This window comes from Porcipelethomonas ammoniilytica (assembly GCF_025567485.1).
In the GTDB taxonomy this organism is placed as follows: Bacteria; Bacillota; Clostridia; order Oscillospirales; family Ruminococcaceae; genus Porcipelethomonas; species Porcipelethomonas ammoniilytica.
On record NZ_JAOQKH010000001.1, the window covers coordinates 287,457 to 310,100 of the forward strand.

Here is a 22,644-nt window from a genome sequence, read left to right on the forward strand (position 1 = left end):
TTTTATGAATAATAAAATTGATGAGATACTTGATGAAATGGATGAGGTTCTTGATAAAGCTAAACCGTTTCCCTTTGCTGGAAATAAGTTTCTCGTTGATGCAGATAGAATGCGAGAACTTGTTAATGATGTTAGATTGAATATGCCTCATGAAATAAAAGATGCAAGGCTTGTTGCTTTTGATAGAGAAAGAATATTAAATGAAGCTAAGGCAAAGGCAGAATCAATTATAAGTCAGGCTGAAAAAAGAGCTGCCACAATGGTTTCTCAGGATGCAATAGTTAAGGAAGCTAAGAAAAAAGCTGTGGAACTTCTCACAAAAGCACAGAATAATGCCAAGGAAATAAAAAAATCAGCTAATGGATATGTTGATAACTTAATGAATAATACTGAAAAATTCATGAGTATTGCATTACAGGATGTTAAAAAACAAAAATCTAAAATTCGAGAAGACAGACGATAAATTGATACTTTATCAAGAATAATTAGATAAATACGCAAAGAGGCGAATCATTTTATGATACGTCTCTTTTTTTAAGGTGGATTTTTATGGATAAAATAGATATCAAATTAATAACATTATTACAGGAAAATGCCAGATATCCTCTAAAATTTCTAGCTTCACAAGTTTTCTTGTCTGCTCCTGCAGTTTCATCAAGAATCAACAAACTGGAAAAGCAGGGTATAATATTGGGATACAATACTGTTATTGACAAACAAAAATTAGGATATCACATAACAGCATTTATAAATCTTGAAATGACGCCAAATCAAAAGGCTGAATTTTATCCGTTTATACATAGTTGTCCAAATGTTCTGGAATGTAACTGTGTTACGGGCAGTTTTTCTATGTTAATTAAAGTGGCGTTTCCCAGTACACAAGAATTAGATATATTTATAGGGAAACTTCAGCACTTTGGAAATACATCGACACAAATTGTTTTTTCAACACCTGTTCCAAACAGAGAAATTAAAATTAGTGAATAAATTTATTTTTTCTTATTTTTAATATTTGCAAGAGGTGAACTGTCTGCGGCATTTTTTAGTATATCGTTCGACAAATGAGTATATATCTCTGTCGTTGCAATACTTTTATGTCCAAGTATTTCTTTTAGAGTTAACGTGTCAACATTTCCGTATTGATACATCAATGTTGCAGCAGTATGTCTTAATTTATGTACTGAAATTCCTTTTCCAGATAATCCCGTTGCTTGTAAAGTTTCTTCTACAATTTGTTCAACACGTCTGCGGCTGATACGTCTGCCTTTTTTACTTAAAAATAATGCGTCAGGTTCTAATATTGAATTTTCACGTGATTCTATGTAGTCCTGAAGCGATTGTATGCATGCGTCATTGAGGTAGATCATACGTTCTTTATTGCCTTTACCCAATAATTTAATTTTTCGTTCCTTAAAATTAATATCAGATATATTGATTCCAACTAATTCACTTAAACGCATACCACAATTTAAAAAAAGAGTAATCATACAGTAATCACGCAATGAATTAAATTTATTATTGGCAGCATTTTCAAGAAGCTCCTGACTTTCTTCAAGTGTTAAATATTTTGGTAAGGATTTTTTTAGACTTGGAAGCTCAAGATTTACGGTAGGATCGTTTTTTAATATACATGCTTGCTTAGTAAGATACTTAAATAAACTTTTAATAGAAGAAATTTTTCTTGCGATAGTTTTGTCGTTGTTTTTACGTTCATCTCTTAAAAAATAAATGTATTCATATATTTTATGAAGATTTACATTTTCAAGAACTTTTAAATCAAAATTTTGTATATCAATTTTATTAAAATCTATATCTTCGGATGAATTCATATATATCAGATATCTAAAAAAAACTCTTATATCTATCAGATATCCTTCAGCTGTTCGTTCAGATTTTGCTTTTACTAGTGTTAAATGAAACCAGTAATCATTAATAAAATCCGGAAATTCTTTTAAATTAATTTTTTTCATTTTTTTGCACCTCTAATTTCGCTAAATTTGTATTTAGCGAAATAAATAAAATTTTATTTTTCTTCTTTCCTACCAGTTTTTAAATTAAAATTCAATTTTATTATATCATATTTTTTACAGAATTTTCAAGGTACTATTTGACTTTTTTTAAAAATTATGATATGATTAATTAAGTATAAGATTGAAAGGAACAAACAAATGCAATTTAAAGAATTAGGATTATCAGATGAATTATTATCTGCCGTAAAATCTATGGGATTTGACGAAATGACTGAAATACAGGAAAAAAGTATTCCAGTAATTATGAAAGGTTTGGACATAATTGGCCGTTCAAATACAGGAACTGGAAAAACTGCTGCTTTTGGTATTCCTGTTATAGAAAAAATATTACAAAATGATTCGGATTTTATTCAAACACTTATTTTATGTCCAACGCGTGAACTGGCTCAGCAAGCATGTGAAGAAATAAAAAAATTCAGTAAATATAAAAATTGGGTTAAACCATTAGCTATTTTCGGAGGCGTTTCAATTGATAAACAGATATATCAATTGAAACGAGGAGTTAATATTATTATAGGTACTCCGGGCAGAATTATTGATCATATAAATCGACATACATTAAAATTGCAAAATTTAAAAACTATAGTACTTGACGAAGCCGATGAAATGCTGCAAATGGGATTTCGTGAAGATATTGAAAATATTTTGCAATATATTCCTAAAGAACGCCAAACTATACTTTTTTCCGCAACAATGCCTCCTGAAATTTTGGCTATCACACATAAATATCAAAATAATCCTATTTTAATTAAAACAAATACTAAAAGTAAAACCGTTGAATCTATCGAACAATACTATTATATAGTGCCAATGGGAAAAAAATTTGACGCTTTAGATTTGCTATTAATAAAAAATCAGCCAAAATCTTCTATGATTTTTTGTAATACAAAAAAAATGGTTGATGAATTAACAAATATACTGGTTTCAAAAGGATATAAGGCCGCAGGAATTCATGGAGATATGAAACAATTACAGCGAACTTCAGTTATGAATTCTTTTAAATCCGGTAAAACTTCTATTTTAGTTGCTACAGATGTTGCTGCCCGAGGTATTGACGTTAATGGAATTGATGCTGTTTTTAATTTTGATTTACCACAGGATAATGAATATTATATTCATCGTATCGGCCGAACGGGACGTGCCGGCAAATCCGGAACAGCATATACATTAGTATGTAACCGTAAACAAGTTAGCGATTTAAATATGATTGCTAAAAATACTAAATCTGTAATAAAAGAAAGTGAATTACCAAATAAGTCTGAATTAGTTGATATTGAAATTGAAAATTATGAAAAATTTATTTCACATCTTGCTGATAAAAAAATTTATAAAGAATCATATGATCTTATTAATAGCCTTTTGGAAAAGGGCTGGACTTATGAGAACATTTCAGTTTATTTATTAAATTACTTGTTTGGGGCAAAACTGCAAAATATTCCTGATGTTAAGGTAATTAAATATAATAATTTTTATTTACCAGATAATAAAAATATTAATAAAAGAACTGCTAAAGTCAATATTAATTTAGGAAAAAATCAAAAAATAAATCCTAATTATATTTTAGGCGCTTTAGTTGATGCTACTGGAATTTCCGGTAAAAGTTTTGGAAAAATCAATATCCATGATAACTTTACTACCGTTGATGTACCAATTAATAAAATAGACTATATTGTGAAGTCTATGAAAAACAGTAAAATTAACGGAAATAGGGTCATTGTAAAAAAAGTAGATATGAAAAAAGATATTAGAAATGTTAATAAAAACAAAAAGCAAAAAAATAAAAGCCAGATCTATAAAAAAGGCTGATATTGAGGGAATTTATGAAGATCCTTGTTATTGAAGATGAAGAAGCTATTGCTGATGCTCTTATTCATATGTTGATAAAAAATAAATATCTTGCTGATGCATGCTATGATGGCGAAAGTGGTCTGGACAATGCGTTAACAGGTATTTATGATTTGATAATTTTAGATATAATGCTTCCTAAAATAAATGGATTGGATGTTTTAAAACAAATACGAAATCAACATATTAAGTGTCCTGTTATATTATTGACAGCAAAAGATGAAATTTCAGATAAAGTTACCGGATTGGATTACGGTGCTGACGATTACATAACTAAACCTTTTGCTATTGATGAATTACTGGCTCGAATAAGAAGTATACAAAGAAGAATGAATAATAATATTACAAATGAAAATATTATTAAATTTTCTGATATTTCACTTGATCTTCAAACGTATACGTTATCTTGTAATTCAGATTCTCTTCACCTTGGTCTTAAAGAATTTTGTATTATGGAAGTTTTCATAAATAATCCAAATAAAGTTATAAGTAAAGAACTGCTTATTGAAAAAATTTGGGGATATGAAAGCGATGCTGAATATAATAATGTTGAAGTTTATATTTCTTTTTTAAGAAAAAAACTAAACCATATTCATTCTAATTCATTTATAAAAACTATTAGGGGCGTTGGTTATCGTTTGGAGGATTAAAAATGATAAAACGTCTTAAGCTCAGATTTATTATTGTTAATATGAGTATATTAACATGTGTTTTAATTAGTATACTCGTATCAATTTTCATTCTAATGTACAGTTCTGAAGTAAAGTTATCATATGAATTGATGGAATCCATAAGCAATCAAAAAAATAAAGTTATAAATAACTTTGATAATGTTAGCTCAAATATTATTGATTATGGTACTAATGAATTTAGATTACTTAATAATGAATTTGATGATTATTTCAATAAGGATGAAAAAAACCAAGAACCTCCTTGGCGTCCGCCTGATTCGGATCCAAATAATTATCCTGATGACAATATGTGGCCATTTCCAGATGAACATCCAAAAGATGATGATAAACCATTTGTATATACTAGTCCCCCGCTTACTTCTGAACCTTACAATATTATTACTGAATTTCAAAATAATCAAAATAATACTGAAACAACTGTAGTTAAAGATAAAGAAGAAACAAAAAAATATAATTCTGTAACAGAACCTGCAATCACAAATCCAGTTAATGAAAACAATGTTAATAATGAAACAGAGAAAAAAAATCAAAATGACATAAAGAATAGTACTGAATCATCACAAAATAAAATAACAAAAGTTTCATCTTTATCTAAGACAACGGTTGTAACAAATATCGTTTCTAAAAAAATTCCCGATGAAAAACAACATGATGAAAATTTTCCGGATCCGTTTAAAGGGAAAGTAAAAAGAACTTATATATATATAGAATTTAATGATATTAATCATGTAGATTCCATAATTTACCAGTATTGTGATTCTGAGAATGATGAAGCTGTAAAAAAAGCAGCTGTACAAATTTTTAATTCAAAGAAAGATCGTGGGAAAATAAGTATAGATAAAAACAAATATCGATATCTGTTAAAATACAATCCTCCAAAAGATAATTATTCTATAGTTTTTTTAGACAGAACATTAGAAATATCTACAATAAACAGGCTCTTATTTATTTTTATAATTATTACTGGAATAGGATTAATTTTTATATTTTTTATTAGTGTATTATTAGCTAATTGGACAATAAAACCGGTTGCGAAGGCTTGGGATCAGCAAAAACAGTTTATCGCCGATGCTTCTCATGAGTTAAAAACACCGCTGACAGTTATTTCAACAAACACAGATGTTATTTTATCTAATTCAAGCGATACAGTCGAAAGTCAATCAAAGTGGTTAAATTATATAAAAAATGAAACGATCAGAATGACTAAACTTGTAAATAGTTTACTTTACATTGCCAAATATGATGCTAATGAAACTAAAATTTTATTTAAAAAAATAAATTTAAGCAATATAATTTCTAGTATTTGTCTTCAATACGAGCCTTTAATTTATGAAAATAATAAAAAGTTAATAACTGATATAGATAATAATATTACAATTATGGGTGATGAAGATAAAATTAAACAGTTGTTAAATATATTAATGGATAATGCTTTAAAGTATTCATTAAATAATGGTATTATTAAAATTTCACTGAAAAAAAACAAGCAGTCCAATGTTTATATTACCGTATCAAATTCAAGTGAAACAATCAATAAAGAACAACTCAATAAAATATTTAATAGATTTTTCAGAATTGACAGTTCAAGGAACAGAAAAACCGGTGGTTCAGGATTAGGTTTAAATATCGCTAAGTCAATCGTTGAAATTCATAAAGGTTCAATTAATGTTATGAATAAAGATAATATTACAAGCTTTATTATCACATTTTAAAAAGTGTAAAAAGACCTGAGAAAAGTTATTTTCTTCTCAGGTCTTTTTAATTGCCATAAATTTTCAGTTTAAATCAGATAAGATTGTTGTTTTAGCTTTTAATGATTCTTGAACTAAAATAATTCTTTGATTTTCAGAACCACGAAATTTTAAATTTATATTTTTTTTATTTATTTCAAATTTACCGTCTACTAATATATCAATATAACTTAAAAGTTCATCTGTAAATTGACATCGTACCCTGCTATTTTGTAATAAATCATTTTCAAAATTATAGCCTGTATAACACCATATATTTTTATTAGGAAATATATTTTTTGATTCTTTTACTAAACCTACTAATACTTCTTGGTTTGATGGTTCAAAAGGTTCTCCTCCTATGAGAGTTAATCCAGATATATATTCATGATTCAGGGCTTCAATAATTTCTTTTTGAGTTTCAGACGTATACTTAATTCCATAATTAAAATCCCATGTTTCTTGATTAAAACATCCTGGACAATGATGTGTACATCCTGAAACAAATAGTGAAACTCTTACTCCTAAACCATTTGCAATATCATGTTTTTTTATAGAACCGTAATTCACCTGACCACTTCCCTTTTAAAGATGCAGAACTCTTTCTTTAATTTCCTGTGTTCTTCCCTGATTCCAAAATTGTGTTCCTATATAACCGCATGTCCTTCTTGCAACATTCATTTTATCTTGATCTGTATTGCTGCAATTAGGGCATTGCCAAATTAATTTTCCATCTTTATCGTTTACGATCTGAATTTCACCTTCATAGCCGCATTCACAGCAATAATCGCTTTTAGTATTTAATTCAGCATACATAATGTTCTCATAAATATGTTTCATTAATGTAAGAACAGCTTCAATGTTGTTCTGCATATTGGGTACTTCAACATAGCTTACAGCACCGCCAGGCGATAATTTCTGAAACTTTGATTCAAATGTCAATTTACTGAAAGCATCAATTTCTTCAGTAACATGAACATGATAGCTATTTGTAATATAGTTTCTGTCAGTAACTCCTTTAATAAATCCAAAACGTTTTTGCAGACATTTTGCAAACTTGTAAGTAGTAGATTCTAATGGTGTTCCATATAGACTAAAATCAATATTAGTTTCCTGTTTCCATTTACTGCACACATCGTTTAAGTGCTGCATTACCTGTAAAGCAAATTTTGTACCCTCTTCATCAGTATGTGATTTTCCTGTCATGTATTTAGTACATTCACACAACCCTGCATATCCCAGAGAAATTGTCGAGTAACCGTTAAACAGTAATTTATTAATGGTTTCACCTTTGTGTAATCTTGCTAATGCACCATACTGCCATAGTATCGGGGCAACATCAGACGGAGTATCTAATAATCTTTCATGACGGCACATTAATGCTCGTCTGCATAATTCTAAGCGTTCATCAAAAATTTCCCAGAATTTTTTTTCGTCTTTATTTGAAGAACAAGCCACATCCACCAAATTAATTGTAACAACACCCTGATTAAATCTGCCGTAATATTTCGGATTACCATTTTCATCTATATAAGGGGTAAGAAAGCTGCGGCATCCCATACATGGATAGCAGTGCCCGTTTCCGTTTTTGTCGACTTTATATTCAAGCATTTTCTTTTCAGAAATATAATCAGGAACCATTCTTTTAGCAGTACATTCAGCTGCAAGCTTTGTTATTTCCCAATACTTAGAACCTTCTTTTATATTGTCTTCTTCAAGCACATAAATAAGCTTTGGAAATGCAGGTGTAACATAAACTCCCATTTCATTTTTTACGCCAAGAATTCGCTGTTTTAACATTTCTTCAATAACAAGTGCTAAATCGTCTCTTAAGCTTCCTTCTTCAACTTCATCAAGGTACATAAATATAGTAACAAAGGGAGCCTGACCATTGGTTGTCATTAGAGTAATAACCTGATATTGAATCATCTGAACGCCGCGTTTAATTTCTTCCTTAACACGCATTTCAGCTACTTCATTAATTTTGTCTTCATCAAGAGACAATCCAGCAGCCTTAAATTCTTCAAAAACAATTTTACGAAGTTTTTGACGGCTTATATTAACAAAAGGAGCAAGATGGGATAACGTAATACTCTGCCCGCCGTATTGTGAACTTGCAATTTGTGCTATACATTGTGTTGCTACATTGCATGCAGTAGAAAAGCTTTTGGGTTTTTCAATCATAACTTCACTTATAACTGTTCCATTTTGAAGCATATCTTCTAAATTTACTAAGCAGCAGTTATGCATGTGCTGAGCGAAATAATCAGAATCATGAAAATGTATTATACCTTCTTCATGTGCCTTTACTATCTCTTCGGGTAAAAGAAAACGTTTAGTTATATCCTTGCTGACTTCTCCTGCCATATAGTCTCGCTGAACGCTGTTAATAACCGGATTTTTATTAGAATTTTCCTGTTTTACTTCCTCATTATTACATTCAATAAGGCTTAATATCTGTTTATCTGTAGAATTTGATTTTCTGACCAAATAACGTTTATATCTGTATGTTATATATTTTCTTGCAACCTCAAAGGATTTGCAATTCATAATCTGATTTTCTACCAGATCCTGTATTTCTTCTACATTTAACGTTCTATTCATATTCAGACATATTTGTTCAACATTTCTGGAAATTTCATCAATTTTTTGTTCTGTAAGTCTTTCACTTTCTGCAACCTCTTTATTAGCTTTTCTTACAGCGGCTATAATTTTTTCTATGTTAAAGCCAACTTCAGTACCGCTTCTTTTAATTATTTTCATGTATACCCTCCTAAAAAACACCAAACACAATATATAGTGTTTAACTTCCCGTCCAAACACTATATATAGTATTATATCATAGAATTGGAAAAAGTCAAGTGAAAAAATTACCAAGTTTTATAAAGCTCATATAAATTGGAGTACAAAATTTTATCGTACTCCATAAATTTTAATTGACTTTTTTTCTTATAATTGAATTTTTCGGAAATTTATGATTACACTGAAAATAAAATTTCATCATAGCATGATTTACAGAAGTAATTTCTTCATGTTTTTCATTAAATATTTTTTCCGGTTTAACAATTACTGGTTTACAACCAGGTGAAAAAATTTCAAGAGTATCGCCCAGAAAGAATCTATTACGCTGTGTTGCATAAATAAATCCACCACAACAATTTTCAATTACAGCTACTACATCATAGTTTCTTATATAACCCCCATTTTCATAAAACTGACAATCTTTGGGGTGTCCAAAAAAGAATCCAGTACAATATTTTCTATGACTAACTTTAAAAACCTCTTCTGAAATCCAGTCAGGAAGCGGTTCACCAAAATGTTTCTTATGCCAATCTACTGCCATTCTATAAGCATTGGTAATAACGGCAACATAGTAAGCAGATTTAGCACGTCCTTCTATCTTAAGGCTGGTAACACCGGCTTCTGCAAGCTTATCTATGTGATTAATCATGCACAGGTCTTTTGAATTTAAAATATATGTCCCTTTATCGTCTTCAAATACTGGAAAATATTGTCCGTCTCTTTTTTCTTCCATCAGATGATATCCCCAACGACATGGTTGAGCGCATTCTCCCCTATTAGCGTCTCTGTTTACTAAATAACTTGAAAGAAGGCATCGACCGGAAAAAGAAACGCACATTGCACCGTGAACAAAAACTTCTATTTCCATATCCGATGGCGATTTTGCTCTGATTTCTGAAATTTCTTCTAAAGATAATTCACGGGCAAGCACTATGCGCTTTGCTCCCATATTATATAATTCGTTTGCAGTAATATAATTAACTATACCGGTTTGGGTAGACATATGAATTTCCATATCAGGCGTATATTTTTTTATTAACGACATTAAACCCAAATCTGCAACAATTACGGCGTCCACCATACACTGTTGAACATTTTTTATAAAGTCTTCAAATTCTGGAATTTCATTATTTCTTGGTAATGTATTGCAAGTAAGATAAATTTTAATTCCTTTCTTATGAGCGATATCCACAGTTTTTTTTAATTGTTCAAATGTAAAATTATCCGGAGACGCTCTCATTCCAAAATTCTTGGCACCTAAATATATAGCGTCTGCACCATAATCCATAGCAGCTTGAAATCGTTCCCAGTCGCCTGCTGGTGCAAGAACCTCTAAATTTTCAAATTTATTCAACTTTCCTCATCATCCTCATTCTCATTTTCTGCTTCTTCATATTGCTTCTGTACAAGTTCCTTATTTTTCTCATGTTCTTCATTTGTCTCAGCAAAATATGTTTCTTTCGTATCAATATTGGCATAGAAGAAATAATAGTTAGTATCGGCAGGATATAAAACAGCTTCTATTGCATCAAGTCCCGGATTTCCTATAGCTCCTGAAGGCAATCCATTACACTGGTATGTATCGTAAGATTCAAATAAAGCTTCTGACGGAATTTCTATGTTTGGTTTTATAATTTCATCTACATAATAAGTTGTAGGATCAGATTCAAGTTTAGGAAAATTATCTGGATCGGCAAGACGATTTTCAAAAACTGATGCAACCATTTTCATCGAATCTTTTGAAGCTGCTTCTGCTTGAACTATTGAAGCCAAAGTAATCACTTCGTCCAGAGTCATTCCAAGCTTATCCATTTGATTATAATATTCTTCCGTTATTTTATTCTCAAAATTTTGATATATTTTCATACATACTGATTCAGGATCAGAATCCACATAAAATTTATAAGTGTCAGGAAACAAATATCCTTCCATTCTATAAAATTTTGATGCAGAAGATGACGGAAGTTTGCTTTCAAAATTAAAACCGTATCCACCGGCATTAAAATAATATAAGAATCTTTCAGCGTCACATACTCCTTCCTCTTCAAGTTTCTGTGCTGCTTCAAATATACTTATTCCTTCAACAAATGTAATATCAACGGTTTCTTTATATTCAGACATATCTGTAGTAAGCTTTGTGAGTATTGTTTCGTATGCATCACTAGGACTCAGTTCATATTCGCCAGGAATAAAGTTAGTATCAGCTCCGCTCATCTTGGCTATGATTTCAAATGCTTTTGGAATTTTTATTATTTTTTCATCGGCTAAAGTTTGTGCAACAGATTTTGCATCAGCACCTTCTGTTATAGTAATCATTTTAAGTGAATCATCCTTGCCAATAGCAAGCATGTCTCTGCCTACTGCAATAATTAAAATTGAAAGGCATATAGCCACAGTAAAAATAAGTGTTGTAAGCATGAGAACCAATGGCAGACGTGCTGATTTTTTTTTCTTCTTAGTTTTTTTATTTTTTATTGATTTATTATCAAAATTTGTTTTCTTTTTTTCAGTTTCAGATGTAGAGTTTATTTGGTTTTGAGATGTATTGTTTGTATCATCAGCTAAACCTACAGGTCTTCTTATATTAACAGTATATTCTCTGTATTGGTTATTTTCTATTTCATTATTGGAATTTTGATATATGCTTCCTGTATGGTATGTGCTGTCTTTTTTGTATTCTTTTTGAACTGATACAGAATTAACATCGCTGGAACGGTTTAAAGCTGCCGGATTTACATTCTTTCTTGGAATATGCTGTTCATATCTTTTTCCGGAAACTGATGATTTACTCTGTTTTTGGTTAGTTTGATTAAGAATATCTTCAAGTATTTTATTTTTTTCATTTTTTTCCATTACATACCTCCAAGGAGTTTTCAGTAATTATATAATTGACCGGCATATCATATTGATTAATAATAAGTTTATCAGTCAAATTATTCTGATAACATAATCCTACTGTTATGAGTCTATTATTTTCACATAAAAATCTATCGTAATAACCGCCGCCATACCCCAAGCGATAACCATTTAAATCAAAGGTTAACCCTGGAACAATACAAATAATGTTTTCTGATAAATCCACAATATCGTTTTCTGTACCATAAGGTTCCAAAATTCCGTTTTTGGATTTTCTTAATAATGTTGTTTTATCATAATAATAGAAATTCATATTATTATTCATACATTTAGGCAGGGCAATCTTTTTTTTATTATTTAAACTGTATTCAATTATTTGGTGCGTGTCAATTTCCATCTTTGTAGACATGTATGTAAGTACTGTATCTGCTTGCTGAAAATCCTGAAATTTCAGCAAATTATTAAATATTTGTTGGTCATATTGTTGCTTTAAAGAGTCCTGCATGCCTTTGCGCAGATCTTTATATTTTAAGCGTAATTGATTTTTAATTTCATCTATCATAAGTACATAATAGCTTCTTTCAAAAGATTACTTTTTTCTTCGGAAATTAAATTTTTCACAATTTCAAAAGAAAATTCCAATGCTGTTCCGGCACCCTTAGATGTAATAATTTTACCGTCAGTACAAACTTTTTTATTTGAAATTAATGCGCCGTTCAGCTGAGTTTCAAATCCCATATAGCATGTTGCTTCTTTATTTTGTAAAATATTTTTATGTCCCAGAATTGATGGAGCTGCACATATAGCCGCTATATATTTATCATTTTCAATACAAAAATCTATTGCATTCTGAACATGTCCGGACGCTTCAAGATTCAAAGTGCCTGGCATGCCTCCGGGCAATATGATCATTTCAACATTATCGTCAAGATTTATATCGTTTTCTGAAATATCCGAAACAACAGATATACCGTGAGATCCTCTTATAACTTCTCCTCCGACACCAACCGTAATTATGTCAAGTTCACATCTTCTGAGCATATCAACCGGTATCAACGCCTCAGCTTCTTCAAATCCATTTGCAAGAAATAAATAAATCATTATACTTTCCCCTTTTTATTTAATATAAATATTATATTTATCAATCATAAAGATAGGATTATAAGAACGCTTTGCCTGTCTTAATCCTTCAATTCCTAAATCCTCTTCCCTATTAACATATTTTAATCCTTTTGCAGCATATTTAACAAATTCATTATTTATAGCGGGATATAACCCGTTTATATCAGGATCAGCCTTTTCAATATGCACACATAACGTATTGCTGTTTAATTGTTCACCAATAGTAAACGCTTTAACTTGTCCGTCAATAGTTATTACTCCTCCGCTGAGTTCCATTTCATCAAAATAAGTAAAATACGTGTGTATAGCAAATTGCTCAACAACACTTGAACGATCATCATAACCGTTTTTATTGTTATAGCTAACTGTACTGAACGCAATACAATCATCAAAATCATTTTTAGTCATGGGATGGAACTCCCAATTATAATTATTTATTTTTGACAGATGATTTCTTTTTTTATGAAATTTTTTTCCTTTAAGATAAATTAAATCTTCAGCAAGATATATATAATCACTGTTTGAATCAAATTTTTTAATTATTATCTGATTGTTAAATATATTTTTTATTATACTCAGTCCGTAATCTGTCACACCTGTTATTACCATTTTTTTATTTTTATATTCAGAATACTTTAAAAGTTTATCAAATAAATCTTGGTAATCGCCATTTCCGGCAGGAAAAGTAAAATATACATAATTTTTATCTTCCGATTTTACAATATAAAAATCATTTAAACGTGAAATTGTAGAATCATTCATTCTGCGCCATGCCATATTATTGGCAAAACTGTATTCACATCCCATAAAATCAGATTTTTTTAATAATTTATTAATCCAGTCTCTATCATCTATATTTATTTCACGAAACTCAAGCATCAAATTACCTCAATTATTTCTTTTAATACTTTATCAGATATTTCCTCTACAGATAAAGGATTTCCATTTTTTGAACAATTTATTACGTTCCATGATAATTTTTTAGCTGCATACAAAGCTGCTTTTCTGCAATTTAAAAGATAACTCATATGCGATTCATGAATATCTTTTTTTGATTCGTCACCGTTATATCTCAATGACAAAAGTCTCTGCGATACTTCGATAGGCATGTCCAGAAAAACAATTTTATCTGCTTTGGGAAGACTCAACTTCTCATATTCATAGTCATAAAGCCAATTTAAATAATCATTCCATTCAGTTTGTTCAAGCTTTGACATTTGATGCAAAGCGTTGGAACTCACATACCTTGCAGCAAGTATTACACAGCCATTATTATAATCATCTTTCCAATACTTAATATAGCTTGCATATCTGTCAACAGCATAAAAACTAGAAGCGGCATAGGCGTTCACATCATTGGGATCAGAAGAAAATTCTCCATTTAGATACATTTTAACTAATGCTGAAGACTCACTATTATAGTCGGGAAAACTTATAGTTTTTACATTGTATCCCTGTTTTTCTAAATAATCCTGAGCGATTTTAAGCTGAGTAGTTTTTCCGCTTCCATCCAAACCGTCAATAACAATTAATTTACTTTTCTTCATCTTTTAAGCTTTCTTTAATTTTACTAAATGTTTTTTTCACTTCACTCATTTTACCGCATGACATTTTCCCCTCAGAGCATGAACCATTGCAGCATGCCGGACCGGCAGCAGAAAAAATTGACGGAGCAGTCTTATAACATAGTTTTAGCATCTCAATGGCAACTGCTCTGATTTCCCATTGTGCCCGATTACAGCATCTGAGTCGGAAAAAATTCAGCAAGCTTCTGGCATTCATTGTTACAACCATTTTAGTTTCACATGCGTTCGGCAAAACAAAACGCGCATCTTCAATTGCTTTTTTTTCAGCTTTGGAACGGGCTTGTTTTTCACTAACGCCGCTATTGATAAATTCATTATAATACTTTTCAGAAAGCATATCAGCAATTTTATTATACTGCTCAAATGAATCTAAAATTGATTTTTCATAAATATTATTTATTTCTCTATTCTCACTAATAGCAGGAGGCGTAATATAAATAAAATTATCTTTTTTAACGTATCTTTGACTTTGTACAGAAAAAGAAGCTATCCGGTGTCTTGTAATTTGAGCCAACAAAGAACGTGAAACTCCCTCAATACCAAATGTAAATGAAATATGCTCAATAGGACTTTGATGACCCAAATCAGAAAGCATTTTAACAAAATTTATGGTTTTTTCTTCATCTAATCCATCCATAATATTTTCACAGCTACTGTCTGAGTAGCATAGTTTTGCTGCGGCAGCAATAAGTTTTTCAGGTTCAGGCGTATGCTGAATTAAAGTTACTTTCAAAATAAGTACCTCCGATAATAACGTAGATTTATTATATCATTTTTACGGATTTTCGTCAAGAAATAAAAATATATGTATTCAAATGATAAAATGTTTCAGACATAAAACCGTATCTCAAACTGATTCTCATAGATTTTGCACTAAAAGACCGAATTAAAACTTATTAATAAAACCCGAAAGTCACATTAATTGTAAAATTATAGTTTCTTTCGGGGATCAATAATATTTATTTATCTATAAATTCTTCCATAAGCGTATAGCCTTTGTCAATAAAATATCCGGTAGATTTTGCAGTTCTCTCATTAAAATGTTCCACACCGTCACATACCTTTTCACTGTCATAAATAAAAAACGGTACAGGATCATTTGTATGTGTTTTAAGTGATAGCGGTGTAGCATGATCAGGCGTTACAAGAACTTTAAACCTCTCCCCTGTTTTTGAAAGATAATCAGTAACTGGCCCTAATATATACTTATCTATAAGTCCGATAGATTTAGATTTATTTTCTATTTCATGTCTGTGACCGCATTCATCAGGGGCTTCTACATGAATATATACGAAGTCCTGTCCATTTTCAAATTCATTAATTGCAGCCTTTGCTTTTCCATCAAAATTGGTATCAATATATCCTGTAGCCCCATCAACGTCAACAACATTCATTCCGGAAAATTTACCTATTCCTTTTAATAAATCAACAGCAGAAATCATTGATGCTTTAACATTAAATTTTTCTTTAAAATTAACAAGATTTGCTTTCACACCTTCTCCCCACAGCCAAATACTATTTGCCGGACGCAGTCCCTTTTCAATTCGGGAAAGATTTACCGGATGGTTTTTGAGCAATTCATATGATTTTTTCATTAAATCATAAAGTTTATGAGCATTTGGATGTAAAGGTATATAATTTTTAATAGGCTTTCCGGTAATATCATGAGGCGGAGTTAAAGTTCCGACATTTAGAGTGCCATTATTCCAAATTAAACAATGGCGATAGCTTACTCCGCTGTAAAATCTAAATTCATCATTGTTAAGTTTATCAGCCAAAAATTTTATTAAAATTTTAGCTTCATCAGTAGAAATATCATCTGCACAGTAATCTAATATTGTTTTATCTTCATACTTTTCTTCATCTGATAATGTAACTAAATTACACCTTAAAGAAACATCCGTATCCAGCATATCAATACCGATACTTCCGGCTTCAAGAGGAGAACGTCCGGTATAGCATTTATTTGGGTCATATCCAAGAACTGACAAATTAGCCACATCACTACCGGGTTTAAGACCATCATCAACTGTTTTTATGAGACCAACAATTGAGTTTTTTGCAAGTCTATTCATATTTGGAATTTTCGCAGCTTCAAGAGGCGTTTTATTTCCCAGTTCTTCAACAGGATAATCTGCCATACCATCACAAAGAACAACTAAATATTTCATAACAATCAACCTTACCTTATTTTTATTTATTATATTGTAGCATATTCTAGTTTTTTTTTCAATATAATTCTATAAATCCATTTAATTTAATTTTTTAATTGTTGACATTTCTATTTTTATATGATATAATAAATTTGTTGATTTGCCGGTGTGTCGGAATTGGCAGACGAGACAGACTCAAAATCTGTTATCCGCAAGGGTGTGTGGGTTCGAGTCCCACCACCGGCACCAGACCTTAACAGCTCGTAAACCCTTGATATATCGGGGTTTGCGGGCTTTTCTTTATGCCCTGCACTCTTATGTAGCGTCCCTCGCACATCAGCAAATTTGCCGTTTTAGGGCTCATTTTAGGAGGGACATTGGAGGGACATAGAGCATTAAGCGGAGGGATATACGCCTAAAATTGCGTTGGCAGACGCAACCTTTGAAGTGAAATTCAGGTGGGTATAGATGTTTGAGGTCGTCGAAATATCGCTGTGACCTAACCACTCCTGAATTTCTTTCAGGCTGACACCGTTTGCATATAAAAGGCTTGCGCAGCTATGCCGCAAATCGTGGAAACGAATCTTCCGCATACCGTTCTTTTGCAGAATCAGCGGAAAATGCTGTGTGATATAGCCGGGCTTTACAAGCTCACCGATTTCGTTTACATAGATATAATCGGTGTATTTCCTGCAATAAGATTTCCCGCACAGCTTGCGGTTTAGTTCCTGCTCCGCTTTCAGACGGTGCAATAATTCCTCGAACGGCGGTACAAGCGGTAGGCTGCGGTAGCTGGCCTTTGTCTTTGTCCGATCCTTTTGAATAATCTTGCTCTTGCCGTCTATGGTCGCCTGTGTAACCGTGTGACGAATGGTGATTGTTTTCCTCTTGAAATCAATCGCGTCCCACTTTAAGCCGACCGCTTCACTTCGGCGCAGTCCGTAAAATGCACCGAGGATAACGCCAAGTTCTATGGGGTCGCCTTTGACGATTTCAAAAAGATGGTTTAGCTCATCTTCCTCGTAAACGCTGCCGACAAATTTTTCTTTTTTCGGCCGTTCAATACGATCCGCTGGGTTCGTATCAATCAAACCAAGTTTGAAAGCGTGCTGTAAGGCTTTGCGGATATTGGCGTGGCGGTGTATGACCGTGTTTGCGGAAACGCCCCGCACCGTTAATTCGTAGGTGTAGTAGTCTTGTATATGCTTTGGTGTGACCTTGCACAGAGCCAGTCCGGGGTGGTGTTCTTCAAAGTACGGAATGATTTTGCTTTTTATCGCCATAGAATACGCTCCGTAAGTTGTTTCCTCCACATTCTTTTTTGTCATTTCCAGCCAGTCGAGCAGAAAAGCCGTAAAAAGAATTGTGCCTGCGGGGGCTTTGCCTGTGCTGCGTTCGATTGCTCTTGCCTCTAATTCAGCTTCTTTTGCGGCACGAGCTTCGGAAAGCATTTTTTCGGCACGCTTTTTGTTTCCCTTTACTGTTAGACCCGTGGACTTCGACGGCGTGTGCCGTTTGCCGTATTCGTCCACATAGTTCAGTACCATATGATAGTACCCGTTCTTTTCTCGCAGATGTCCTGCTACCATAATAAAACCTCCTTTAAGTGGTACAGCGTAGATTCATCTGCCATTGACATTTATATTGTAGCAGAAAGAACCCCATAGGCCAAATGTACAAACGAGGTTTTACGCAGTAGATTTATCTATCAATTCCAAGTATTCCAGAATATTGAGCTTCGGGATTCGATAACGGCGGCCGACGATAAAACTTTTGATTTTGCCGGACTTCAAAAGCCGATAAGCGGTTTTGTCACAGATACCGCCGAGCATTTCACACATTTGCTCAACATTGACTACATCGGGATAATCCGTAAATAACATTTTATAGGCTGTCTGTGATTCCATAGGCAGCCTCCTTAACGGTTCTTCGGGATAATCTCGTAGTCATATCCTTTTCGCTGATTACAATAGGTGCAAGTGTCTTTCTCGGTCTGCTGGGGGTCAATCCTGCGTAAAGAATAAGCGCCCGTACCGTAGAAATTGTCGGCACAAGCGCTGCAAAGGCAAAGGATTAACTTTTTCGGCACTCTCTCAATCAGACCGATACTGACTGCCAGAGCGTGATTGATACCTTGTATATGCTTTTCGGACAAGTGACCGATAAAATCACCCAAGCGGCGTTTATCCACGGTTCGCAGTTGTTCCAAAAGAACGATAGAGGGCAATTCCAAGCCGTTTTCGGCGTCGATGTAGTAGTGGGTAGGTAGTTTCGGCTTTGCGTCCTTTTTGCTTGTGATAGAAGCGATAATCACCGTAGGGCTGTGCTTGTTGCCGACATTGTTCTGAATGATAACGACGGGACGGTAGCCCTCTTGTTCCGAGCCAATCCCGTGTCCTAAATCGGCGTAATACATATCGCCTCGTAAATATGTGTGATTCATAATGTTATGACCTCCTTTGAAAATTTAGGCGGTTAGCCGCCTATGTAGAGGTCAAGGGCAGAACAGAATTAAGGTCGGAAAGATATAAACAATTCTCCGTTTCAGTAGACCCGTCCTGCCGTTGACCTTGTATAAAGAAACAATCCTATTTGTCCTCGACACCCCGGATTGCTGCGGGAAGTCATCAAACGGCTGACGGCTTGTCAGCTCCACGGGAATCTCACCCCCCCGGCAGGTTCTCTGTCGGCTGCTCTCATTGCCTGCGACGGCTCACGCACGAAAAACGCTTCAACGCTCGGACTGTGACTGAACAGGAGTATCATTGTCCCTATTGCCTGTCGTCGCCATATCGGGAGCCGCCCGATACTCATAGCCGACTGTTATTCGCTCCTTGCAGAAAATGAAAGCCAAAGACCTAAAAACATACAGGTGAAATCTCGTTGCTTTCTTTCCCGCAGATCGTGGCGCAGCCGCTAATGTGGCTTATGCTCATCACAATAGCAATAGGAATGTGTTTGATGAATGGGTATTTAGTTGTCAAAGAACGCCGAGAAGTCAATAGAAAAGACCCCTCGCTGTATTTGCCGTTCAGCGAGGGGTCTGCACACCTTTATTCCAAAAGTTTTTTTAGTTTTTCAAGAATACGCATTTTCTTCTTATGAACAGCATTGCGATATACGCCCAACTGTTCGGCATATTCCCGTTCTGTCATTTCTTCAAAGAACAATGCTTGAATCAAAGCCCGTTCCTTTTCAGTAAGCTGGGAAAGCGCAGTATGTAGCTTGTCCACCATAATTTGCCGAAACACTACATCTTCAACGCTTTCCTGTCCGTTGGAGAATTGCTGCGCATTGTCCTCCATAAGCCTGTCTAACGAATCTTCACGGCTGGGTATGATTTGTTCAATCCGTCCGTCTTTGGTGAGAAGAAAACGCTCTGTTTTCAGGTCATTTTCAAAGTAACGCATTTTTCGGTCGCCTTTTGTATAGGCGGCATAAACTTCATCCGTTACCGCGACAAGCTGACCGCTTATCCATATTCTTTTTTTGTCAGCACTCACGCTGTTTACCTCCGATCAATCTGAATTTTTGGGGATTCAGATTGACCCGGAGGGCTGCGCCCGCTACGGAATATCAAAAAACGGCATATTATGACATAAAAGAAACGCACCCACTTTACAGCGGGTGCGTCATTTTGTAGAGGACTGCCATATATTAGCCTGTATGGACTGAATAAGCAAAACGGTGTCGAACAAAAAAATACCGCAATCCCCTTAGAGATTGCGGTATGTAAAAATTGATATTTAAGTTTTTTATCAGGCGGTATTTTCGGCGGTTCGTTTTTTCTGTGTTTCATTATATCCCCTTTGCGGGGATAAGCCGACAGGCATTTTCAGTTTTCCCCTATCCGTTTTGTAGATAAAGGGATTATACTGTATGAAAAAGAGATTTCACCGAGATAAAACCGAGATTACGCCGAGGAATATCGCAAGTTCAGACAATATGCGAAAGCAATATGTCATACCAACGCAGAATATAGAGAACCGTTGAAAAATTGCCCGAAATATCTTCTGTAAAATAAGAAAAGCAGCAGCCTAATGAAATAGACTGCTACTTGTATTTTTAATTATACTGAAACCGATAGCCAACATCCCGAATACTCTCTATTTGATACGCAGGCTCTTGGTCGGTATCAAATAGTTTTTTGCGGAGATTACGGACATGGAAACCGATTGTTTCCCGTTCATCACCCGAAGAAAAATCACCCCATACCTTTTCATAGATTTGGTCGTAGGTCAGCACACGGTTTTTATTAGCTGCCAACAAACAAAGTATGTCATATTCCTTTGCTGTTAATTGAACCTCTCGTCCATCACTTGTAATCTTCCTACGGGCAAGATTTATTTCAAGTCCGGGAAGTGATAATATCGGCTCATCTCGAAGTTCCCATTTTTTCAAATCAGGGTGGCGTGATAAAAAGGATAGAATATCCTCAAATGCAGAACTGTCACGCTCTGTCAATTCCAAAATGATGATTCGTCCGATATTATCGCCTCCCTGTGTGATTTTCTATAATCTCAACTCTTTTTGCCAGTTATCATAACCCACCGATGATTAAAGAAGATTTCTCCGTTTTTCATATAGGGTTGAAATCCTGTCGATTGACCGCCGTTTATATCGTTCTCAAGTCGTTTCAATATATCTGCTGATATTTCCGCAGGCGTATTGGTAAGAGCAAGCCAAGCGGATAAAGAAACAGGAAGTTCCGTACAATCCATTGTCGTAATTGTCAAATGACTCTCTCGGAACATTTCTGTAAATTCGTCTTTGCTCAAATTATGCATATGTGAGGGATCACGCAAGGTTTCTATTTCATCTTCTGTATTGCGCAATGTTTCTTCGGCTGCTTCCATATCAATGACAATCAGCTTACCGCCTGTTTTCAAAACCCTTGCCATTTCTGAAAAACATCGTTTCGGATTTGGGAAATGGTGAAAAGCAAGGCGGGAGATTACAATGTCAAAGCTGTTATCTGAAAACGGCAATTTCTCGGCGTCACCTTGCACAAAGTCCATATTCAAAAGTCCTTGTTTTGCGGCTTCGGCTTTTCCAACTGCAAGCATAGCCGTTGTCATGTCAAGGCAAGCCACTCTTTCTACAAACGGAGCAAGAGAACGCCCGCATATACAAGTTCCTGCCGCCACCTCTAAAACGGTGTCTGACCTTTGAGGAGCGACACACGAAACCATATGCTCCAAATATTCTTGCTTTGTAAAATTCATTGATTTTGTTTCAAAGTTCTTCGCCTGCTCGGTAAAGGATTTTTGTATTGTTTTTGCATTTGATGAAATCATAAGGCTGTTCCTTTCTTCGGTACGAAAAATGATGACATATCGGTTTTTTCCAATTTGAGAAGTTGTACTTTTTTTTCAATGCCGCCTGCATAACCTGTCAGACTGCCGTTTGTGCCAACAACACGATGACAAGGGATAATGAGTGAAATGGAATTATGCCCTACTGCACCGCCAACAGCCTGTGCGGACATTTTAGAAAGTCCTTTTTGATTTGCAATTCTATCCGCAATTTCGCCGTAGGTCATTGTTTCCCCAAAAGGAATTGTCAGCATAATTTCCCACACGGCTTTACGAAAAGGCGTTGTCTGCATACATAACGGCGGCGTAAAATCAGGTGCTTTGCCGCTGAAATAAATATCCAGCCAGCGAACAGACAGTTCAAATACCGGCAAGCTCTTTTCTTCATATTTTTTCGAGAGCGTATCTCCAAAATATTTTTGCCCGTCAAACCAAAGCCCTGTCAGCTCTGTTCCGTTGCTTGAAAGCGTGATACCGCCCAAAGGCGATTGATAATGATATGTATAAACCATT

The 22,644-nt window shown here is 33.8% G+C and carries 23 protein-coding genes and 1 tRNA gene; 6 read left to right on the top strand and 18 right to left on the bottom strand.

Going from position 1 to position 22,644, the window contains the following annotated elements; all coding sequences use genetic code 11:
* Window positions 1–4: 4 nt before the first annotated feature.
* The gene (locus OCV67_RS01315) at window positions 5–463 is read left to right on the top strand and encodes an ATP synthase F0 subunit B (protein ID WP_147642045.1); all 459 of its coding nucleotides are present in this window, start codon (window positions 5–7) and stop codon (window positions 461–463) included.
* Between the two features lie 86 nt (window positions 464–549).
* On the top strand, window positions 550–987 hold the full coding sequence (locus OCV67_RS01320) for an Lrp/AsnC family transcriptional regulator (protein WP_147642046.1): 438 nt from the start codon (window positions 550–552) through the stop codon (window positions 985–987).
* 2 nt (window positions 988–989) lie between these two features.
* Here the strand turns inward: OCV67_RS01320 and OCV67_RS01325 are convergent, their stop codons facing one another.
* Window positions 990–1,970, bottom strand: coding sequence for a tyrosine recombinase XerC (locus tag OCV67_RS01325; RefSeq protein ID WP_147642047.1), 981 nt, complete (start codon window positions 1,968–1,970; stop codon window positions 990–992).
* Window positions 1,971–2,168: 198 nt separating this feature from the next.
* Between OCV67_RS01325 and OCV67_RS01330 the strand changes: the two genes are divergently transcribed.
* The 3 genes from OCV67_RS01330 to OCV67_RS01340 are packed head-to-tail and all read left to right on the top strand — an operon-like array spanning window position 2,169 to window position 6,279.
* Window positions 2,169–3,836 carry a DEAD/DEAH box helicase gene (locus OCV67_RS01330; protein WP_262644147.1) on the top strand — a complete coding sequence of 556 codons (1,668 nt, stop codon included), beginning with the start codon at window positions 2,169–2,171 and terminating at the stop codon, window positions 3,834–3,836.
* A 14-nt stretch (window positions 3,837–3,850) separates the two neighbouring features.
* The gene (locus OCV67_RS01335; RefSeq protein ID WP_147642048.1) at window positions 3,851–4,525 is read left to right on the top strand and encodes a response regulator transcription factor; all 675 of its coding nucleotides are present in this window, start codon (window positions 3,851–3,853) and stop codon (window positions 4,523–4,525) included.
* 2 nt (window positions 4,526–4,527) lie between these two features.
* Window positions 4,528–6,279 carry a sensor histidine kinase gene (locus OCV67_RS01340; RefSeq protein ID WP_147642049.1) on the top strand — a complete coding sequence of 584 codons (1,752 nt, stop codon included), beginning with the start codon at window positions 4,528–4,530 and terminating at the stop codon, window positions 6,277–6,279.
* 63 nt (window positions 6,280–6,342) lie between these two features.
* Here OCV67_RS01340 and nrdG read toward each other — a convergent pair whose 3' ends face one another.
* The 10 genes from nrdG to OCV67_RS01390 all read right to left on the bottom strand — a co-directional run bounded on the left by nrdG (window position 6,343) and on the right by OCV67_RS01390 (window position 16,834).
* Window positions 6,343–6,867: an anaerobic ribonucleoside-triphosphate reductase activating protein gene (gene nrdG, locus OCV67_RS01345; protein WP_147642050.1), complete on the bottom strand. Its 525-nt coding sequence runs from the start codon at window positions 6,865–6,867 to the stop codon at window positions 6,343–6,345.
* A gap of 15 nt (window positions 6,868–6,882) precedes the next feature.
* Window positions 6,883–9,060 (bottom strand): anaerobic ribonucleoside-triphosphate reductase, encoded by a 2,178-nt coding sequence (gene nrdD, locus OCV67_RS01350; RefSeq protein ID WP_147642051.1) that lies wholly within the window; start codon window positions 9,058–9,060, stop codon window positions 6,883–6,885.
* 169 nt (window positions 9,061–9,229) lie between these two features.
* Window positions 9,230–10,387: a peptidase U32 family protein gene (locus OCV67_RS01355; RefSeq protein WP_147642110.1), complete on the bottom strand. Its 1,158-nt coding sequence runs from the start codon at window positions 10,385–10,387 to the stop codon at window positions 9,230–9,232.
* Window positions 10,388–10,449: 62 nt separating this feature from the next.
* Complete coding sequence (gene mltG / locus OCV67_RS01360) at window positions 10,450–11,952, bottom strand: endolytic transglycosylase MltG (protein ID WP_147642052.1); 1,503 nt, start codon at window positions 11,950–11,952, stop codon at window positions 10,450–10,452.
* Entirely contained in the window at window positions 11,939–12,517 is a 579-nt protein-coding gene (locus tag OCV67_RS01365) for a 5-formyltetrahydrofolate cyclo-ligase (RefSeq protein ID WP_147642053.1), read from the bottom strand. Before OCV67_RS01365 ends, mltG begins: the two co-directional genes overlap by 14 nt.
* A complete protein-coding gene (locus OCV67_RS01370; protein WP_147642054.1) occupies window positions 12,514–13,056 on the bottom strand; it encodes a DJ-1 family glyoxalase III in 543 nt (180 codons plus the stop codon). The genes OCV67_RS01365 and OCV67_RS01370 overlap by 4 nt, the downstream gene beginning before the upstream one ends.
* Before the next feature lie 15 nt (window positions 13,057–13,071).
* A complete protein-coding gene (locus OCV67_RS01375; protein ID WP_147642055.1) occupies window positions 13,072–13,956 on the bottom strand; it encodes a DUF2156 domain-containing protein in 885 nt (294 codons plus the stop codon).
* Complete coding sequence (locus tag OCV67_RS01380; protein WP_147642056.1) at window positions 13,956–14,624, bottom strand: dTMP kinase; 669 nt, start codon at window positions 14,622–14,624, stop codon at window positions 13,956–13,958. The genes OCV67_RS01375 and OCV67_RS01380 overlap by 1 nt, the downstream gene beginning before the upstream one ends.
* Window positions 14,611–15,399: an FAD-dependent thymidylate synthase gene (gene thyX / locus OCV67_RS01385; protein WP_147642057.1), complete on the bottom strand. Its 789-nt coding sequence runs from the start codon at window positions 15,397–15,399 to the stop codon at window positions 14,611–14,613. The genes OCV67_RS01380 and thyX overlap by 14 nt, the downstream gene beginning before the upstream one ends.
* 223 nt (window positions 15,400–15,622) lie before the next feature.
* Complete coding sequence (locus OCV67_RS01390; protein WP_147642058.1) at window positions 15,623–16,834, bottom strand: cofactor-independent phosphoglycerate mutase; 1,212 nt, start codon at window positions 16,832–16,834, stop codon at window positions 15,623–15,625.
* A 144-nt stretch (window positions 16,835–16,978) separates the two neighbouring features.
* Between OCV67_RS01390 and OCV67_RS01395 the strand changes: the two genes are divergently transcribed.
* Window positions 16,979–17,065, top strand: a tRNA-Leu gene (locus tag OCV67_RS01395).
* Window positions 17,066–17,211: 146 nt separating this feature from the next.
* On the opposite strand, the gene OCV67_RS01400 is transcribed toward OCV67_RS01395, so the two are convergent.
* The 7 genes from OCV67_RS01400 to OCV67_RS01430 form a co-directional block, all read right to left on the bottom strand.
* Complete coding sequence (locus OCV67_RS01400; protein ID WP_147642059.1) at window positions 17,212–18,405, bottom strand: site-specific integrase; 1,194 nt, start codon at window positions 18,403–18,405, stop codon at window positions 17,212–17,214.
* Between the two features lie 99 nt (window positions 18,406–18,504).
* Window positions 18,505–18,723: a helix-turn-helix domain-containing protein gene (locus OCV67_RS01405; RefSeq protein WP_015523979.1), complete on the bottom strand. Its 219-nt coding sequence runs from the start codon at window positions 18,721–18,723 to the stop codon at window positions 18,505–18,507.
* A gap of 11 nt (window positions 18,724–18,734) precedes the next feature.
* On the bottom strand, window positions 18,735–19,259 hold the full coding sequence (locus tag OCV67_RS01410) for a type II toxin-antitoxin system PemK/MazF family toxin (protein WP_147642060.1): 525 nt from the start codon (window positions 19,257–19,259) through the stop codon (window positions 18,735–18,737).
* 610 nt (window positions 19,260–19,869) lie between these two features.
* Window positions 19,870–20,319 (bottom strand): RNA polymerase sigma factor, encoded by a 450-nt coding sequence (locus OCV67_RS01415; protein WP_147642061.1) that lies wholly within the window; start codon window positions 20,317–20,319, stop codon window positions 19,870–19,872.
* A 562-nt stretch (window positions 20,320–20,881) separates the two neighbouring features.
* Window positions 20,882–21,286, bottom strand: coding sequence for a winged helix-turn-helix domain-containing protein (locus OCV67_RS01420; protein WP_262644149.1), 405 nt, complete (start codon window positions 21,284–21,286; stop codon window positions 20,882–20,884).
* A gap of 50 nt (window positions 21,287–21,336) precedes the next feature.
* Complete coding sequence (locus OCV67_RS01425; RefSeq protein WP_147642063.1) at window positions 21,337–22,113, bottom strand: methyltransferase domain-containing protein; 777 nt, start codon at window positions 22,111–22,113, stop codon at window positions 21,337–21,339.
* On the bottom strand, window positions 22,110–22,643 hold the full coding sequence (locus tag OCV67_RS01430) for a methylated-DNA--[protein]-cysteine S-methyltransferase (protein ID WP_147642064.1): 534 nt from the start codon (window positions 22,641–22,643) through the stop codon (window positions 22,110–22,112). Before OCV67_RS01430 ends, OCV67_RS01425 begins: the two co-directional genes overlap by 4 nt.
* Window position 22,644 lies beyond the last annotated feature (1 nt).

Bases quoted from the DNA above. Each gene is read 5' to 3' on its own strand.
- OCV67_RS01315 (WP_147642045.1), top strand. From the start codon at position 5: ATGAATAATAAAATTGATGAGATACTTGATGAAATGGATGAGGTTCTT.
- OCV67_RS01320 (WP_147642046.1), top strand. From the start codon at position 550: ATGGATAAAATAGATATCAAATTAATAACATTATTACAGGAAAATGCC.
- OCV67_RS01325 (WP_147642047.1), bottom strand. From the start codon at position 1,970: ATGAAAAAAATTAATTTAAAAGAATTTCCGGATTTTATTAATGATTAC.
- OCV67_RS01330 (WP_262644147.1), top strand. From the start codon at position 2,169: ATGCAATTTAAAGAATTAGGATTATCAGATGAATTATTATCTGCCGTA.
- OCV67_RS01335 (WP_147642048.1), top strand. From the start codon at position 3,851: ATGAAGATCCTTGTTATTGAAGATGAAGAAGCTATTGCTGATGCTCTT.
- OCV67_RS01340 (WP_147642049.1), top strand. From the start codon at position 4,528: ATGATAAAACGTCTTAAGCTCAGATTTATTATTGTTAATATGAGTATA.
- nrdD (WP_147642051.1), bottom strand. From the start codon at position 9,060: ATGAAAATAATTAAAAGAAGCGGTACTGAAGTTGGCTTTAACATAGAA.
- OCV67_RS01355 (WP_147642110.1), bottom strand. From the start codon at position 10,387: ATGGATTATGGTGCAGACGCTATATATTTAGGTGCCAAGAATTTTGGA.
- mltG (WP_147642052.1), bottom strand. From the start codon at position 11,952: ATGGAAAAAAATGAAAAAAATAAAATACTTGAAGATATTCTTAATCAA.
- OCV67_RS01365 (WP_147642053.1), bottom strand. From the start codon at position 12,517: ATGATAGATGAAATTAAAAATCAATTACGCTTAAAATATAAAGATCTG.
- OCV67_RS01370 (WP_147642054.1), bottom strand. From the start codon at position 13,056: ATGATTTATTTATTTCTTGCAAATGGATTTGAAGAAGCTGAGGCGTTG.
- OCV67_RS01375 (WP_147642055.1), bottom strand. From the start codon at position 13,956: ATGCTTGAGTTTCGTGAAATAAATATAGATGATAGAGACTGGATTAAT.
- OCV67_RS01380 (WP_147642056.1), bottom strand. From the start codon at position 14,624: ATGAAGAAAAGTAAATTAATTGTTATTGACGGTTTGGATGGAAGCGGA.
- OCV67_RS01390 (WP_147642058.1), bottom strand. From the start codon at position 16,834: ATGAAATATTTAGTTGTTCTTTGTGATGGTATGGCAGATTATCCTGTT.
- OCV67_RS01400 (WP_147642059.1), bottom strand. From the start codon at position 18,405: ATGGTAGCAGGACATCTGCGAGAAAAGAACGGGTACTATCATATGGTA.
- OCV67_RS01405 (WP_015523979.1), bottom strand. From the start codon at position 18,723: ATGGAATCACAGACAGCCTATAAAATGTTATTTACGGATTATCCCGAT.
- OCV67_RS01410 (WP_147642060.1), bottom strand. From the start codon at position 19,259: ATGAATCACACATATTTACGAGGCGATATGTATTACGCCGATTTAGGA.
- OCV67_RS01425 (WP_147642063.1), bottom strand. From the start codon at position 22,113: ATGATTTCATCAAATGCAAAAACAATACAAAAATCCTTTACCGAGCAG.
- OCV67_RS01430 (WP_147642064.1), bottom strand. From the start codon at position 22,643: ATGGTTTATACATATCATTATCAATCGCCTTTGGGCGGTATCACGCTT.